The sequence below is a fragment of the Microbacterium sp. CCH5-D1 genome (assembly GCF_001557335.1).
Taxonomy (GTDB): Bacteria; Actinomycetota; Actinomycetes; order Actinomycetales; family Microbacteriaceae; genus Microbacterium; species Microbacterium oxydans.
This window is the reverse complement of record NZ_LSJW01000063.1, coordinates 1-14,603: the sequence shown is the minus strand read 5'-3', so window position 1 is coordinate 14,603 and position 14,603 is coordinate 1. Positions and strand designations below refer to the sequence as shown.

Genomic DNA, 14,603 nt, shown 5'->3' with positions numbered 1-14,603 from the left:
CTAAGCGGTAGGCGGTCCGGGGCGTCTCCAGTCGTACTCGGTCTCCGGTCGTCCCCGTGTGCCGTAGCGTGCGCCCCGTGTCAGCACACCCTCGGCGACCAGATGCTCCAGGTAACGGCGCACCGCGACCCGAGACATGCCGAGTCGCTCGGCTGCCTCCCGCGCCGAGAGCGGTCCGCCGGCGCGCAGTTCCGCGGCGACCCTGTCCAAGGAGGTCGTCGAGAGTCCCTTGGGCAGCGCGATCGTTCCCGTGGAGCGGCCGAGCAGTGCATCGATCTCCGCTTGGGTGGCCTCGCCCTCGGTGGAGCGCGCCTGTTCCCTGTATGCGCGGTACTGTTCCATCCGCTCGCGGAACACGGTGAACGGGAACGGCTTGACGAGATACTGGAACACCCCGAGCGCAGCCATCTGCCGCACCGACTCGGCGTCGCGCACACTGGTGATCGCGATCACGTCCAGCGCTGCGGAGCGTGCTCGGAGCGCACGGAGCACGTCGATACCCGAGCCGTCCGGCATCGTGATGTCGAGCAGTACCAGATCGAATGCGCCGGGTCGATCGAGCACTGCCGTCATCGCGGCGCGGGCGCCCGTGCACTCGCCGGTCACCTCGAAGCCGTCGAGACGGGCAAGGTAGTCGCGGTGCAGTTCGAGCGTGAGTGCGTCGTCGTCGACGATGAGCGTGCGGATCATCGCCGCCGCCGCCCTTGCCGTTCGCCCGCGGCGGGGAGGACGACTCGGAAGGTCGTCGGGGCATCCGTCACCGTCACCGAGCCACCCGCCCCGCTCACCACCGAGCGCACGAGGGCCAGGCCGATGCCGCGCCCTTGCGCATCGGCAGGTTTCGTGGAGAATCCCTGGTCGAACATCCGCTCGCGCACGGCCGGCGCTATTCCGGGACCGCTGTCGGAGACCTCCAGCACGATTCCGTGGCCGTCGTGCGTGCGCAGCGAGACCCGCACCCACCGGTCGTCCGACTCGGCCGCGGCATCCATGGCGTTGTCCACCAGGTTGCCGAGCACGGACACGGCGTCCACGGTCGACAGGGGAGTGCGGGGAGTGTCCGGCTCGATGTGCACCCGCCAGTCGATGCCGCGTTCCTTGGCCTGCGAGGCCTTTCCGAGGAGGAGCGCTCCGACGGCCGGATCGCCGTGGCGTCGCGCGGTCACCTGGTCGACGAGGGATTGGCTCTGACGGGACGTCTCCGTGAGGATCTCGATCGCCTCGTCACGGCGTCCGAGTTCGAGCAGAGCCACCGCGGCGTGCATCCTGTTCCCGTGTTCGTGCGTCTGCGCCCGCAGCGCTTCCCCCAGGGTGCGGATCGATTCGTACGACGACACGGCGTCGCGCAGCTGGCCGGGCGGGAGATCGCCGGCGATTCGGCGGGTCACGCGGCGAGCGATGATCGCGCCACCGGCGCCGAGGGCGACGAGGGCGATCGTGATGCCGAGCGTGAGAGGCAGGCGGCGGATCAGCGTATCGCTGATGGACTCGGTCGTCACCCCTGCGGCGACCCAGCCGATCAGGTCGTCATCCGGCGCGGTGACCGGGACGATGGTCCGTACCGATGGTCCCAGGGTGCCGGTGAACTCCTCGGTGAGCGTGCGCGGCGACGCGGGGATCGTTCCCAGGTAGGTTCCGCCGATCTGGTCGGCGTCGGGGTGGGTGATCCGCGTGCCGTCGGGAGTCATCACCGTGATGAAGTCGAGTCCCGCACCGGCGACCACGGTCAGCGAGTAGGGCTCGAGCACCCGTGTGGCCGCTTCCCGGTCGTCCGAGCTCAGACCGTCGATCACGTCCGGGGAGGCAGCGAGCGAGACGGCAGTGGCGGCCGTGACCCGTTCCGCCTCGGCGCGGATCGATCGTTGCGCCTCCAGCACCAGGAAGCCCGCGACGAGGATGCCGATCACGACGGCGGCGACCAGCAGCACGGCGAACACACGGGAGGCGGTGCTGCGGGTGCGGGAGGGGCGCGCCATCGCTTCCTCCGATCGTCGATGCTCAGGTGCCGTGACCAATACGACCACAACTCGCCCCGATGCGGGAAGTCGAGGACCGTGAACTCTGATCGGCGGCGAAGCAGCCGCCCACCGGACGATGACGTCGATGATCGAGGAGGACGCGATGGCGCTCACAACAGGATTCTCACTGCCGAAGTTCAACTGGCGGCGAGGGAAGCAATCGTGGGACCGGCACACCTGGCTGTATGTGTCGGTGCTCCTGGCGGTCGTGCTCGGTGCGGTCGTCGGTCTCGTCTGGCCCGAGGTGGGACAGGCTTTCGAGCCGCTGGGCAAGGGATTCGTGGCTCTGATCAAGATGATGATCGCCCCGATCATCTTCTGCACGATCGTGGTCGGAGTGGGGTCGATAGCCAAGGCGGCCACCGTCGGCAAGATCGGCGGACTCGCGCTGCTGTACTTCATGGTCATGTCGACCTTCGCCCTCGCGATCGGTCTCGTCGTGGGGAACATCATCCACCCGGGCTCCGGACTCGACATGGCCTCGTCGACGTACGATGCGGTCGAGGCGGAGGCCAAGACGACACAGGAGTTCATCCTCGGCATCATCCCGACCACGTTCTTCTCGGCGTTCACGGGTGAGAGCGTGCTGCAGGTGCTGTTCATCGCGCTCCTCGTCGGCTTCGCCCTGCAGGGGCTCGGCGATCGTGGCGCCCCGATCATGGACGCGGTCAAGCAGCTCCAGAAGCTCGTCTTCCGCATCCTCGGCATGATCCTGTGGCTGGCTCCGCTCGGGGCCTTCGGTGCGATCGCCGCCGTGGTCGGCAAGACCGGTGTCGCCGCGATCTGGAGCCTGGGCACGCTGATGGTCGCCTTCTACATCACCTGCATCCTGTTCATCGTCGTCATCCTCGGGGTGCTGCTGTGGACCGTCACACGGGTGAACATCTTCGCGCTCATGAAGTACCTCGCCAGGGAGTACCTGCTCATCGTCGGAACGTCTTCCTCGGAATCCGCGCTGCCCCGGCTGATCGCGAAGATGGAGTTCGTCGGCGTCTCCAAGCCGGTCGTGGGCATCACCGTTCCGACCGGGTACTCGTTCAACCTCGACGGCACGGCCATCTACCTGACGATGGCTTCGCTGTTCATCGCCACGGGCATGGGCCAGCCGATGACGATCGGCGAGCAGATCGGTCTGCTCGTGTTCATGATCATCGCGAGCAAGGGCGCCGCCGGAGTCACCGGCGCGGGCCTCGCCACCCTCGCCGGCGGCCTCCAGGCATACCGCCCCGACCTGGTGGACGGTGTCGGGGTGATCGTGGGCATCGATCGGTTCATGTCGGAGGGGCGAGCACTCACGAACTTCACCGGCAATGCGGTCGCGACCCTGTTGATCGGCACGTGGACGAAGCAGATCGACCGCGACCGCGTGCGACGCGTGCTCAGCGGGGAGCTGCCCTTCGACGAGTCCCTGCTCGACGGCGTCGATGCGCACGAGCCGGTGGGCAGCGCCCAGGCCGCTGACATGCAGGAGCTCCGCGAAGCGGCGGTCTCCGAGATGGCGGCGAAGGAGGAGCGGGCCCGGCTCCGCGCCGACCGCCGCTGAGACGGAAGTGGGGGATGCGGGAGCCCGGCCGAGCCGGCTCCCGCATCCGCGCGGTCAACCGCTCTTGCGTCGGAACTCGCGCCGCGTCTGCGGGGCGTTCGCACTGTGCACGGCGGAATCGCCGTCGAGGTGTGCCTCGCCCTGCCGGTGGTGCGCGTTCTTCTTCTCGAGCGCTTCCTTGAACTTGCGCTTCATCTCCTCAGAAGAGGAGGCGCCTTCTTCGGTGCTCATGACCCGAGCCTAGGGCACGTGCCCGGGTGGGTCACCCTCTGGAGCGGCGCACGCACAGGTCGATCAGCGCCCCGATCCCGATCGCGAGCACGATGGAGACGGGCACGGCCACGAGCGGACCTCCGGGGACGAGCGTCGCGACAGTTGCGCCCACCGCGGCCTGGTACAGCGCCCACCCGGTCGCAGCGAGACTGACGAGCGCGAGGTAGCGCGGCGGGTGGACACGCGATGCCCCGGCGACCAGATTGATCGCAAGCCGCGCGAACGGCACGAACCTCGCGGTGAACAGCACCGTGGCCATCCCGCCGTCCAAGCGGCGGCGAGCCCAATCCAGAGCCTGGAGCACTCGTGGTGCCCGCATCCACCGCCAGCGCTCGGTGCCAACCGACCACCCGATGAGGTAGCAGCAGGCGTCACCCAGAGCAGCGGCGACGGCGGCACACACGACCACAGCCCACAGGGGCGGGGAGCCCGTCGTGACCGCGATCGCACCGAGGGCGGTCACCGCGACCTCACCGGGCACCACGACGAAGAAGGCGTCCCCCACCACGAGCACGCTCATCAGGACCAGGCTCCAAGGGCCAGCGAGTGAGGCGGTCAGCAGATCCGTCGGCACGTCGCCCACTCTGCCCCCAAAGGGTGAACGGGAACCAAAGAACGGATAGCCGGTGACCCGTTCTCCAGCATCCGGTGAACATCCGGTGCAGAAGGGCGTCTGCGGGCGTCCCCGCTCGTACGGACCGTCATCCTGGGCCTGTGAGAGTAGCGATCGTCACGGAGTCCTTCCTTCCGCACATGAACGGTGTCACCGGCTCGGTGCTGCAGATCCTGCGACACCTCGAACGGCGAGGGCATGAAGCTCATGTCGTCGCGCCCGCGGCCGTCGGCGCACCGTCCGAGATCAGCGGTGCCCCCGTCGAACCGATACCGAGTCTCGCTCTTCCGGGGTACCGGCACGTGAGGGTGGGAACGTCGAGCGCTCACCGCATCGCCACCTCGCTCGCTCGCTTCCAGCCCGATGTCGTGCACCTCGCTTCCCCTTTCGCATTGGGGTGGCGTGGGGTGCTGGCCGCCGAGCGCCTGGAGCTGCCGGCCGTCGCCGCCTATCAGACCGACGTCGCCGCATACACCGAGCGCTATCGGGTCGCGGCGACCACGGGCATCGCCCAGGCTCACATCGCCCGCCTGTATCGACGCGCCACCATCACCCTCGCGCCCTCCGCCGACTCGGCCAGGCAGCTCACCGCGCTGGGTATCGACCGCGTGCGTCGCTGGGGGAGAGGCGTCGACGCCGAGCGGTTCCAGCCGTCGCGACGCGACGGCGCGCTCCGAGTCGGCTGGGGCGCCGACGTCGTCATCGGCTACGTCGGACGTCTCGCGCCGGAGAAGCAGGTCGAAGACCTCGTCGCACTCCGCGGTATCCCCGGCACACGCCTGGTGATCGTGGGGGACGGGCCCAGCAGAGCGAAGGTGCAGGGACTGCTACCCGATGCCCTCTTCCTCGGCCACCTCGACGGGGACGCGCTCGCCGCGGCGATGGCATCTTTCGACCTGTTCGTCCACCCCGGCGAGAGCGAGACATTCGGTCAGACCCTGCAGGAAGCCCATGCGAGCGGTGTCCCCGTGATCGCGACGGGTCGCGGCGGTCCGCTGGGTCTCGTGCGCATGGGCATCGACGGATGGCTCTACCGGCCGGGGGACCTCGACGATCTGCGGGGTCGGGTGTCCGACCTCGCCGGCGATGCGCGCAAGAGGCGGGCTTTCGGCGAGGCCGGGCGCGAAGCCGTGCAGGAGCGCAGCTGGGAGAAGGTATGCGACCAGCTCCTCGACCACTTCGACGAGGCGAGGACGCTGCATGCGGTGGACTCCCGGGCTCGCGCTCGTCGCCTCGTGCGCCCCGAGCCGCCCGCGACGATCGTCTCCCGTCGGTGGCGGCGGTACGTCGCGCTCGGTGACTCTCTCACGGAAGGGCTCTGCGATCCGGCACCCGATGGTGCGCTGAGAGGATGGGCCGATCGTCTCGCGCTCCTGCTCGCCGCGAGAGGAGGTCTGCACTACGCGAACCTGGCCATCAGGTCCAAGCGCGTCCGAGACGTCGCCGGACTGCAACTGGCCAGGGCACTCGAGCTTCGGCCCGACCTCGTGTCGATCCTGATCGGTGCGAACGACCTCGTGAAGCCCCGCGTCGATGTCACCGCGCTCGCCGCGGAGCTCGAGGACGCCGTGCGCCGGCTGCGGGGAATCGGGGCGGACGTGCTCCTCGTCACGCCCTTTCTCCCCGGCCGTCGCGCTGCGTCGATCTATACGCGGAGGTTCTCCGCCTTCGCCACCGCGTTGAGCGGGATCGCCGCCCGCACCGGCGCGATCCTGATCGATACGGATCTGCACCCCTCGCTGGCCGAGCGCGCGAACTGGGGCGAGGATCTGGTCCACCTGAGCAGCCGGGGCCACCGTTTCCTCGCCTACCGTGGCGCCGAAGTGCTCGGTGTCCCCGATGCCGATGCGCTCGGGGTGCTCGACGCAGCGATGCACGACCATGAGACCATCGGCGCCGGTGTGTGGTGGCGACGGCATGCGCTTCCGTGGGTCTGGCGCCGCCTCAACGGTCGCGCGGCGGGTGACGGGAGGATCGCGAAGCACGATGGCTACGTGTACCTCGGTCGGCCGTCTGCGGCGTTCGCTGCGGTCGTGCCCTGAGACCCCGCTCGCTCAGCGCCGACCCATGCCGTGGTACTGCCAGCCGGCGGCGCGCCACGCGGTCGAGTCGAGGCAGTTGCGGCCGTCCACGATGACCCGGCCCCGTACGAGTGCCCCGGCGTGCTCCGGCGAGAGGTCCCGTCGATACTCATCCCACTCGGTGACGACCACGACGGCATCGGCCTCCCGCAGCGCCTCGTCGCGGTCACGGGCGTAGCCCAGCTGCGGATGCGCTTTGGCCGCGTTGTCGACGGCAGCGGGGTCGGTGACCACGACATCAGCGCCCAGACCGCGAAGACGCACGGCCACGTCGAGGGCCGGTGAGTCCCGGATGTCGTCGCTGAAGGGCTTGAACGCCGCTCCCAGCACGGCGATCCTGCGACCGAACACCAGACCGCCCAGTGCATCCACGACGAGCTGCACGGCTCGATCGCGACGCCGGAGATTGATCGTGTCGACTTCACGCAGGAAGCCGACCGCCTCGCCGCGGCCCAGCTCTTCCGCCCGCGCGGCGAACGCCCTGATGTCCTTGGGCAGACAACCGCCGCCGAATCCGATGCCCGCGCCGAGATAGCGCCGCCCGATCCGTGTGTCATGGCCGAGCGCATCGGCGAGCAGAGCGACATCTGCGCCGGACGCCTCCGCGATCTCCGCCATCGCGTTGATGAAGGAGATCTTCGTGGCGAGGAAGGCGTTCGCCGCTCCCTTGACCAGTTCCGCGGTCGCGAGATCCGTCACCAGGAACGGCACCCCGCTTTCGACGGCGGCACCGTACACGTCACGGAGGATCCAGACCGCGCGCTCGCCGGCGGCATCCGACTCGGCACCCACGACGAGACGGTCCGGTGTCAAGGTGTCGTGCACGGCCCAGCCCTCGCGGAGGAACTCCGGATTCCAGACGAGCGTCGCACCCGTGGGGGAGATGCGAGCGGCGAGCTCGCCTGCGGTGCCGACGGGAACGGTGGATTTGCCGGCCACCACGTCTCCTGGGCGCAGGTGGGGGAGCAGATCGTCGACAGCCGCGTCGACATAGCGGAGATCTGCGGAGTGCGCACCCGGGGCCTGTGGGGTGCCGACAGCGAGGAAGTGCACGTCTGCGCCCCTGGCATCGGCCATCCGCGCGCTGAAGCGGAGCCTTCCGGTCGACAGGCCTTCCGCGATGAGCTCGGCGAGTCGTGGTTCGAAGAACGGCGCAGCGCCCGACGCGAGCGCGGCGACCTTGTCCCGGTCGACGTCGATGCCCACGACGTCGTGTCCCAGGGAGGCCATGGCGGCGGCATGAACGGCTCCGAGATATCCGCAGCCGATGACGGAGAGGCGCATGAACCCACCACAGCGGATGTCCCCCTCGCTTCGGCATCCACGGGGTGAACGTGTCGTGGCCGGTCGATGTCGGATCCGCGTCGCGCGCCGACTCGCAGGATTCGAGGTCCGCGCTGATAGAGTGGATGAGGTTGATGTCTGTCAACCGCACAATTTCATATCGACTCATGGAGCGATCGGCGGAGAAGCTGGTCCCCTGTGGTGGGTTCCTCGGCAGATGTCGGGTGGCTTTCTACTGGTGGCCAGCGCAGGCGAGATTCGCGGGAATGCCCGCGCGCCCGAACCCTTCCGTTCCGCTCCTTTGAACATGCTCGCGCGTCACATGGATTCGCGAGTCTAAACAAAGAAGGAGAGACCTCTTGGAAGGTCCTGAAATCACCGCCACCGAGGCCGTTCTCGACAACGGCCGCTTCGGCACCCGCACCATCCGCTTCGAGACCGGCCGCCTCGCGCAGCAGGCTCAGGGCGCAGTCGCCGCGTACCTCGACGGCGAGACCATGCTCCTCTCGGCCACGAGCGCAGGCAAGCACCCGCGCGAGGGCTTCGACTTCTTCCCGCTGACGGTCGATGTCGAAGAGCGCTCCTACGCCGCCGGCAAGATCCCCGGCTCGTTCTTCCGTCGTGAGGGTCGTCCCTCCACCGAGGCGATCCTCGTCTGCCGTCTCATCGACCGTCCGCTGCGTCCGTCGTTCGTCGACGGCCTGCGTAACGAGGTCCAGGTCGTCATCACCGTGATGTCGATCGCTCCCGGCGAGTTCTACGACGCTCTCGCCATCAACGCCGCATCCGCGTCGACCCAGATCTCGGGTCTCCCGTTCTCTGGCCCCGTCGCCGGTGTGCGCCTCGCGTTCATCCCCGGCCAGGGCGAGCACGCCGACCAGTGGGTCGCGTTCCCGACCGCCGAGCAGGTCGCGGAGGCCGTGTTCGACCTGATCGTCGCCGGTCGTGTCGTCACCAAGGCCGATGGCACCGAAGACGTCGCGATCATGATGGTCGAGGCTGAGGCCACCGAGCACAGCTGGAACCTGATCAAGGCCGGCGCCACCAAGCCGAACGAAGAGATCGTCGCTCAGGGTCTCGAGGCCGCGAAGCCGTTCATCGCTCAGCTCGTGAAGGCTCAGGCCGAGCTCGCCGCCACGGCGTCGAAGGAGCCGGGCGTGTACCCGGTCTTCCCGGCGTACAGCGACGAGGTCTACAGCTTCGTGTCCGAGCGTGCGTTCGCCGAGCTCAGCGACGTCTACCAGATCGCCGACAAGGTCGAGCGTCAGACCGCCGACGACGCGATCAAGGACCGCGTGAAGGCGGAGCTCATCGAGGCCACCGAGGCGGGTTCGCTCCCGGCCGCAGCCCCGCTCGAGTTCTCGGCCGCGTACAAGTCGGTCACCAAGCGGATCGTCCGCGGTCGCATCCTCACCGAGGGCGCTCGTATCGACGGTCGTGGGCTGGCGGACATCCGTCCGCTCGACGCCGAGGTGCAGGTCATCCCGCGCGTGCACGGCTCTGCGATCTTCCAGCGCGGCGAGACCCAGATCCTGGGTGTCACCACGCTGAACATGCTCAAGATGGAGCAGCAGATCGACTCGCTGTCGCCTGTGACGAGCAAGCGTTACATGCACCACTACAACTTCCCGCCGTACTCGACCGGTGAGACCGGCCGTGTCGGTTCGCCGAAGCGTCGCGAGATCGGGCACGGCTTCCTGGCCGAGCGCGCCCTCGTGCCGGTGCTGCCGAGCCGCGAGGAGTTCCCGTACGCGATCCGTCAGGTGTCCGAGGCGCTCAGCTCCAACGGTTCCACCTCGATGGGCTCCGTCTGCGCGTCGACCCTGTCGCTGCTGAACGCGGGTGTGCCGCTGCGCGCTCCCGTCGCCGGTATCGCGATGGGTCTCGTGTCGGACGAGGTCAACGGTGAGACCCGCTACGCGGCTCTGACCGACATCCTGGGTGCGGAGGACGCACTCGGCGACATGGACTTCAAGGTCGCCGGAACCAGCGAGTTCGTCACGGCCATCCAGCTGGACACCAAGCTCGACGGCATCCCGACGCAGGTTCTCGCCGGTGCGCTCACCCAGGCTCGTGAGGCTCGTCTGACGATCCTCAACGTCCTGAACGCTGCGATCGACGCGCCCGACGAGATGGCGCCCACCGCGCCTCGCGTCATCAGCGTGCAGATCCCGGTCGACAAGATCGGCGAGCTGATCGGTCCGAAGGGCAAGACGATCAACGCGATCCAGGATGAGACCGGCGCGCAGATCTCCATCGAGGAGGACGGCACCGTCTACATCGGCGCCACCGACGGCCCGTCGGCTGAGGCCGCTCGTGCCCAGGTCAACGCGATCGCCAACCCCACCAACCCGGAGGTCGGGGAGCAGTTCCTCGGCACCGTCGTGAAGATCGCCACCTTCGGTGCGTTCGTCTCGCTGCTCCCGGGCAAGGACGGCCTCCTGCACGTCACCGAGGTGCGCAAGCTCGCCGGTGGCAAGCGGGTCGAGAACGTCGACGACGTGCTCTCGGTCGGCCAGAAGATCCTCGTGAAGATCACGAAGATCGACGACCGTGGCAAGCTCTCGCTCGAGCCCGTCCTCGACGACGCTCCTGCCGCTGAGGCTGCCCCTGCAGAGGATGCAGCCGCCGAGTAAGCACGACGTTCGAACGGAACCCGGGCCTCTTCGCGAAGAGGGGGCCCGGGTTTCGTCGTCCAGTGGTGTGACCAAATCGTTATCCGGTGTTTCCGCGCCGTTCCCCGGATTGGTCGGGGCGTCCGGGGAATTCGCTTACTCTCGAAGTACGCACCGGGGGGTGCAGGTCCAGCAGGTACGCAGGTCGGCACGCACCGATCGACGCGGGGGTGAGAGAGAATGCGGTTGTTCAGCGTAGGCGCAGGAGCGTCTGAGGAAGGCGCCAAGCAGGGCGTTGCCGAGCATCCGTCCGCGCCCATCCCGATCGTCGGACCGGGGATAGGGGAGTCCATCCGCGTCGCCCTGGGCGAAACGGGTTTCGAGACGTTCCCGCTGATGCTCGGCGCGGCGGAGTTCGGCTGGAACGTCGATCTCGAGACCAGTCACGGCATTCTCGACCGCTATGTGGAGTTCGGCGGAAACGCCATCCACACCGCTGACGGCTTCTCCGGCGGACGCAGCGAGCACATCATCGGGCAGTGGTTGCGGTCGCGCGGTCAGCGCGAGCGCAGTGTCCTGAGCGTCCGCATCGGCGCCCACGCCGACAACCCGGGCCTCGGTTCCGTCAACCTCGTGCGTGCCGTCGAGGGATCGCTGACCCGGCTCGGTGTCGACCGCATCGATGTGCTCTATCTCGATGCCACCCTCGACGCGACGACCAACCTCGAAGACACCTTGGCGACCGTCGAATGGATGACGGATGCCGGGAAGATCGGTTCGGTCGGTGCATTCGGTTTCGCCCCGGAGCGACTCGTGGAAGCACGCATCCTGGCCGCGGCCGGTTACCCGCGCATCCAGGTGATCGACACTCCCTACAACCTGGTCCGCCGTCAGCCGTTCGAGGGTGATCTTCGCCTCGTGGCCGGTGCGCAGAACCTCGCCGTCACGCCGTCGCACGCGCTCGAGCACGGATTCCTGTCGGGTCGGCATCGCAGCAAAGCGCTCACGTCGCGCGGTGTGCGGGGCGAGCAACTGCGTGGTCATCTGAACCGCCGGGGGATCAAGATCCTGCGCGCTCTCGATCAGGTCGCCGAGGAAGTGAGTGCTCCTGTCGCGGCGGTCTCCATCGCCTGGTTGCTCGCTCAGCGCACGATCGCCGCGCCCATCGTCAACGCGTTCGCGAGCGATCACGTCGATGAGCTGATGCAGGGAGCGGGTGTCTCGCTCTCGCGCAGCCAGGTGTCCGATCTCACCCGGGCGGGTAACTGAGCTTCCAGCCGCCCGTGACATAGGGTGGAAGAGAGGTCCGGCGGATGCTGGCGATGAAGCGAGCGATTTGTGACGCACTACATTTATCTGGTCAGACACGGTGAACATCAGGATGCCGAGTACGGGCTCGCAGACGGCCCCCTCTCGCCGAGGGGGCAACGTCAGGCGGAGCTGATCGCGGATCGGCTGTCCGGGCTCCCGCTCGACGCCGTCTGGCATTCCCCGCTGTTGCGCGCGAACGAGACGGCGCGGGCGATCGCGGCTCGTCTGCCGTCGGTGGATCCCGAGCCCACCGCGCTGCTGTTCGACTGCGTCCCGACCGGGATGACGGAGGAGACTCCTTCCGTGTTCGAGCCGTTCTTCGGTTCCGTCACCGAGGCCGAGATCGAGGCGGGGCGGGCGCAGATGTCCGATGCCGTCAATGAGTTCCTGGTGCGCAAGACCGGAGACGTGCACGAGGTGCTCATCACCCACAACTTCGTGATCTCCTGGTTCGTGCGGGAGGTGCTCGCCGCACCGGAGTGGCGGTGGATGACCCTGAACCAGTCCCATTGCGGGCTGACGGTGATCGCTCAGAAGCAAGGGCGGCCGTGGACGCTGCTCACGCACAACGACACCGGCCACCTTCCGGTGGAACTGCGCACCGGGATCCCCGATGCGCTGCTGGTCTGAGCGCCCTGCTCCGACGCGCCTCCGCGGTGTCGCGGAATCCGAGGTGTCTGCCCGCGCGCCCCTGACCGTGCGCTGTCGGCCGCGAAATAGACTGGATGCATGACCACGCAGGTAGCACTCGTCGGCGGAACCGGGAAGCTCGGCACGATCATCGGTGCGGTGATCGATGAGCTCGACGGGTTCGAGGTGAGCCGTGTGCTAACCTCTTCCAGCGATCTCGCGGAGATCGACGGTGCCGACCTGGTCGTCGATGCATCGACGCCGCAGGTGAGCATCGAGGTGGTGCGCGCAGCCGTCGAACGTGGCATCAACGTGCTGGTCGCGACCTCGGGCTGGTCGGCGGAGCGGATCGCGCTCGTACGTCCTCTCGTCGAGGCGGCCGGCACCGGTGCCGTCTTCATCCCGAACTTCTCTCTCGGCTCGGTCCTCGGGTCAGCGCTGGCGGCGGCCGCTGCGCCCTTCTTCGGCTCGGCGGAGATCATCGAAGCGCACCGCGAGACCAAGATCGACTCGCCGAGCGGAACGGCCGTGCGGACCGCGGAACTGATCGCGACCGCGCGCGCGGAGCAGGGGCCCGTCAGCGCACCGCATGCGGACCAGCGTGCCAGGGGGCAGCAGGTCGGCAGTGTGCCCGTCCACTCTCTGCGGCGCCCCGGGGTCGTCGCCAAGCAGGAAGTCATCCTCTCCGGCCCGGGCGAGTCGCTCACCTTCACACACGACACAGTGGACTCGGCTCTCGCCTATGCCCCGGGGATTCGGCTCGCCGTGCCCTTCGCGCTGAAGGCCGACGGCGTGTTCGTGGGTCTTGAGCACATGATCGACATCGGCATCCGATCGTGATGTCGCGTATCGGCGTCGCGTTGATGGCCGCGGCGCTGCTCCTCTATCTCGCCGTCGCGATCTGGCTCGCGGTGATGTTCATCTCGGTCGGCACCGGCGTGTCCATCGGCATGGGGGTCACCCTGCTCGTGCTGGCACCGATCGGAGCATGGGCGCTGGTCCGGGAGATGATGTTCGGCTTCGGCGCCGATCGTCTGGGACGCCTCCTCGATGCGGAGGGCGGGATGCCTCCGGTCGAGACGGAACTGACGCCCAGCGGGAGGATCGCCCGCGCGGATGCCGATCCGCTGATCGCCCGGTACGCCGCAGAAGCGGATACGGCGGGTGACGATTGGCGGGCGCGCTATCGGCTGGGTGTGGTCCAGGACGCGGCGGGCCGCCGGAAAGACGCCAGGGCCAGCATTCGCGAGGCGATCCGGCTCTCGCGCCGCTGACCCTGGTGTCCTGAACGGATTCCGCGCCGCGATCAGGCGAGTGTCGCCTCCAGGGTGATATCGATCCCCGAGAGCGCTTGAGACACCGGGCAGCCCGCCTTGGCTCCGTTCGCGATCTCCTGGAACGCCTCGGGCGTGAGATTCGGGACCGTCGCATTGACGTTGAGGTGGCTGCCGGTGATGCCGACGCCCGGCTTGAACGTGACCGACGCCGTGGTGTTGACGCGCTCCGGCGGAGTGCCGTTCTCGGCGAGCGCGTGGGAGAGCGCCATGCTGAAGCACGATGCATGCGCGGCCGCGATGAGCTCCTCGGGCGTCGTGGTCGTGTCGCTGCCCTCGCTGCGCGCCTTCCAGTTGATCGGGAAGGTGCCGAGATGGGACGACGAGAACGCGACCGTACCCGACCCCTCCATGAGCGATCCGGTCCAGGTGCTGGCGGCTTCGCTGGTGACAGGCATGATTCCTCCGGTTCTCGCACTGCGGGCGCAGCGTCGGCTGGTCGCCAGCCTACCGAGCGGCGGAGGGGCGGGGAACAGCCTCAGGCGGCGGCAGGCCTGCCGATGAGCCCCGCTCGCTGCAGCACGAGGTAGAGCTGGCAGCCCAGGCAGAAGGCGAATGCCGCGTTGAGAAAGGCCGCTACGAAGGCGGCAGCGGTCGCGATCGGCAGAGCCCACGGAACGCCGAGGAGGTGCAGCACGAGACCGATGCCCACCACGAAGAGTCCGACACCCTGCGAGAACCTCGGAGGGCGGGGGTCTTCGAGCTCGGCGGGCGGAGCGAGACGCGGTCGCACCGCTGTGCGGAACAGCGCGCCCCAGGGAGCGGTCCGCGGTGACACCACACCCCACAGGAACAGCGCAGCGGCGACGGCGGTGAGGAGGAAACCGGGATCGAGAGCGCGCTGTGCGAGGGAAGCGGAGGAGATCGCCCACCCCGTCGGCGTGAAGGAGGCATCGGCGAG

General features: G+C 68.3%; 14 protein-coding genes. 7 read left to right on the top strand and 7 right to left on the bottom strand.

The genetic code is table 11. The annotated features are described in order from the left end of the window. Both AX744_RS04005 and AX744_RS04000 read right to left on the bottom strand, forming a co-directional pair. A complete protein-coding gene (locus AX744_RS04005) occupies positions 1-690 on the bottom strand; it encodes a response regulator (protein WP_061015459.1) in 690 nt (229 codons plus the stop codon). After that, positions 687-1,976, bottom strand: a complete 1,290-nt coding sequence (locus tag AX744_RS04000) for an ATP-binding protein (RefSeq protein ID WP_058630519.1) — start codon at positions 1,974-1,976, stop codon at positions 687-689. Before AX744_RS04000 ends, AX744_RS04005 begins: the two co-directional genes overlap by 4 nt. Before the next feature lie 145 nt (positions 1,977-2,121). Between AX744_RS04000 and AX744_RS03995 the strand changes: the two genes are divergently transcribed. Continuing rightward, complete coding sequence (locus AX744_RS03995) at positions 2,122-3,561, top strand: cation:dicarboxylate symporter family transporter (RefSeq protein ID WP_058630664.1); 1,440 nt, start codon at positions 2,122-2,124, stop codon at positions 3,559-3,561. A 54-nt stretch (positions 3,562-3,615) separates the two neighbouring features. On the opposite strand, the gene AX744_RS20525 is transcribed toward AX744_RS03995, so the two are convergent. After that, positions 3,616-3,792, bottom strand: a complete 177-nt coding sequence (locus AX744_RS20525) for a DUF5302 domain-containing protein (RefSeq protein ID WP_017830923.1) — start codon at positions 3,790-3,792, stop codon at positions 3,616-3,618. A 31-nt stretch (positions 3,793-3,823) separates the two neighbouring features. After that, a complete protein-coding gene (locus AX744_RS03990; protein ID WP_046748307.1) occupies positions 3,824-4,354 on the bottom strand; it encodes a DedA family protein in 531 nt (176 codons plus the stop codon). A gap of 194 nt (positions 4,355-4,548) precedes the next feature. Between AX744_RS03990 and AX744_RS03985 the strand changes: the two genes are divergently transcribed. Continuing rightward, positions 4,549-6,489, top strand: coding sequence for a GDSL-type esterase/lipase family protein (locus AX744_RS03985; protein ID WP_061015458.1), 1,941 nt, complete (start codon positions 4,549-4,551; stop codon positions 6,487-6,489). 12 nt (positions 6,490-6,501) lie between these two features. On the opposite strand, the gene AX744_RS03980 is transcribed toward AX744_RS03985, so the two are convergent. Beyond that, on the bottom strand, positions 6,502-7,812 hold the full coding sequence (locus tag AX744_RS03980) for a UDP-glucose dehydrogenase family protein (RefSeq protein WP_061015457.1): 1,311 nt from the start codon (positions 7,810-7,812) through the stop codon (positions 6,502-6,504). Between the two features lie 359 nt (positions 7,813-8,171). Here AX744_RS03980 and AX744_RS03975 point away from each other — a divergent pair, with 359 nt between their 5' ends. The 5 genes from AX744_RS03975 to AX744_RS03955 all read left to right on the top strand — a co-directional run bounded on the left by AX744_RS03975 (position 8,172) and on the right by AX744_RS03955 (position 13,642). After that, entirely contained in the window at positions 8,172-10,448 is a 2,277-nt protein-coding gene (locus tag AX744_RS03975; RefSeq protein WP_046748310.1) for a polyribonucleotide nucleotidyltransferase, read from the top strand. Positions 10,449-10,667: 219 nt separating this feature from the next. After that, the gene (locus tag AX744_RS03970; protein WP_218867343.1) at positions 10,668-11,696 is read left to right on the top strand and encodes an aldo/keto reductase; all 1,029 of its coding nucleotides are present in this window, start codon (positions 10,668-10,670) and stop codon (positions 11,694-11,696) included. A 69-nt stretch (positions 11,697-11,765) separates the two neighbouring features. Then, complete coding sequence (locus tag AX744_RS03965; protein WP_046748311.1) at positions 11,766-12,368, top strand: histidine phosphatase family protein; 603 nt, start codon at positions 11,766-11,768, stop codon at positions 12,366-12,368. A gap of 99 nt (positions 12,369-12,467) precedes the next feature. After that, positions 12,468-13,208 carry a 4-hydroxy-tetrahydrodipicolinate reductase gene (gene dapB / locus AX744_RS03960; protein ID WP_058630523.1) on the top strand — a complete coding sequence of 247 codons (741 nt, stop codon included), beginning with the start codon at positions 12,468-12,470 and terminating at the stop codon, positions 13,206-13,208. Beyond that, positions 13,208-13,642 (top strand): hypothetical protein, encoded by a 435-nt coding sequence (locus tag AX744_RS03955; protein WP_058630524.1) that lies wholly within the window; start codon positions 13,208-13,210, stop codon positions 13,640-13,642. Before dapB ends, AX744_RS03955 begins: the two co-directional genes overlap by 1 nt. Positions 13,643-13,674: 32 nt before the next feature. On the opposite strand, the gene AX744_RS03950 is transcribed toward AX744_RS03955, so the two are convergent. Both AX744_RS03950 and AX744_RS03945 read right to left on the bottom strand, forming a co-directional pair. Beyond that, positions 13,675-14,100 (bottom strand): OsmC family peroxiredoxin, encoded by a 426-nt coding sequence (locus AX744_RS03950; RefSeq protein WP_061015456.1) that lies wholly within the window; start codon positions 14,098-14,100, stop codon positions 13,675-13,677. Positions 14,101-14,180: 80 nt separating this feature from the next. Then, positions 14,181-14,567 (bottom strand): DUF4395 domain-containing protein, encoded by a 387-nt coding sequence (locus AX744_RS03945; protein ID WP_082738395.1) that lies wholly within the window; start codon positions 14,565-14,567, stop codon positions 14,181-14,183. Positions 14,568-14,603 lie beyond the last annotated feature (36 nt).

Excerpts from the sequence above, each read along its gene's own strand:
- AX744_RS04005 (WP_061015459.1), bottom strand. The coding sequence starts at position 690 with ATGATCCGCACGCTCATCGTCGACGACGACGCACTCACGCTCGAACTG.
- AX744_RS03955 (WP_058630524.1), top strand. The coding sequence starts at position 13,208 with ATGTCGCGTATCGGCGTCGCGTTGATGGCCGCGGCGCTGCTCCTCTAT.
- AX744_RS03990 (WP_046748307.1), bottom strand. The coding sequence starts at position 4,354 with ATGAGCGTGCTCGTGGTGGGGGACGCCTTCTTCGTCGTGGTGCCCGGT.
- AX744_RS03995 (WP_058630664.1), top strand. The coding sequence starts at position 2,122 with ATGGCGCTCACAACAGGATTCTCACTGCCGAAGTTCAACTGGCGGCGA.
- dapB (WP_058630523.1), top strand. The coding sequence starts at position 12,468 with ATGACCACGCAGGTAGCACTCGTCGGCGGAACCGGGAAGCTCGGCACG.
- AX744_RS20525 (WP_017830923.1), bottom strand. The coding sequence starts at position 3,792 with ATGAGCACCGAAGAAGGCGCCTCCTCTTCTGAGGAGATGAAGCGCAAG.
- AX744_RS03980 (WP_061015457.1), bottom strand. The coding sequence starts at position 7,812 with ATGCGCCTCTCCGTCATCGGCTGCGGATATCTCGGAGCCGTTCATGCC.
- AX744_RS04000 (WP_058630519.1), bottom strand. The coding sequence starts at position 1,976 with ATGGCGCGCCCCTCCCGCACCCGCAGCACCGCCTCCCGTGTGTTCGCC.
- AX744_RS03950 (WP_061015456.1), bottom strand. The coding sequence starts at position 14,100 with ATGCCTGTCACCAGCGAAGCCGCCAGCACCTGGACCGGATCGCTCATG.
- AX744_RS03970 (WP_218867343.1), top strand. The coding sequence starts at position 10,668 with ATGCGGTTGTTCAGCGTAGGCGCAGGAGCGTCTGAGGAAGGCGCCAAG.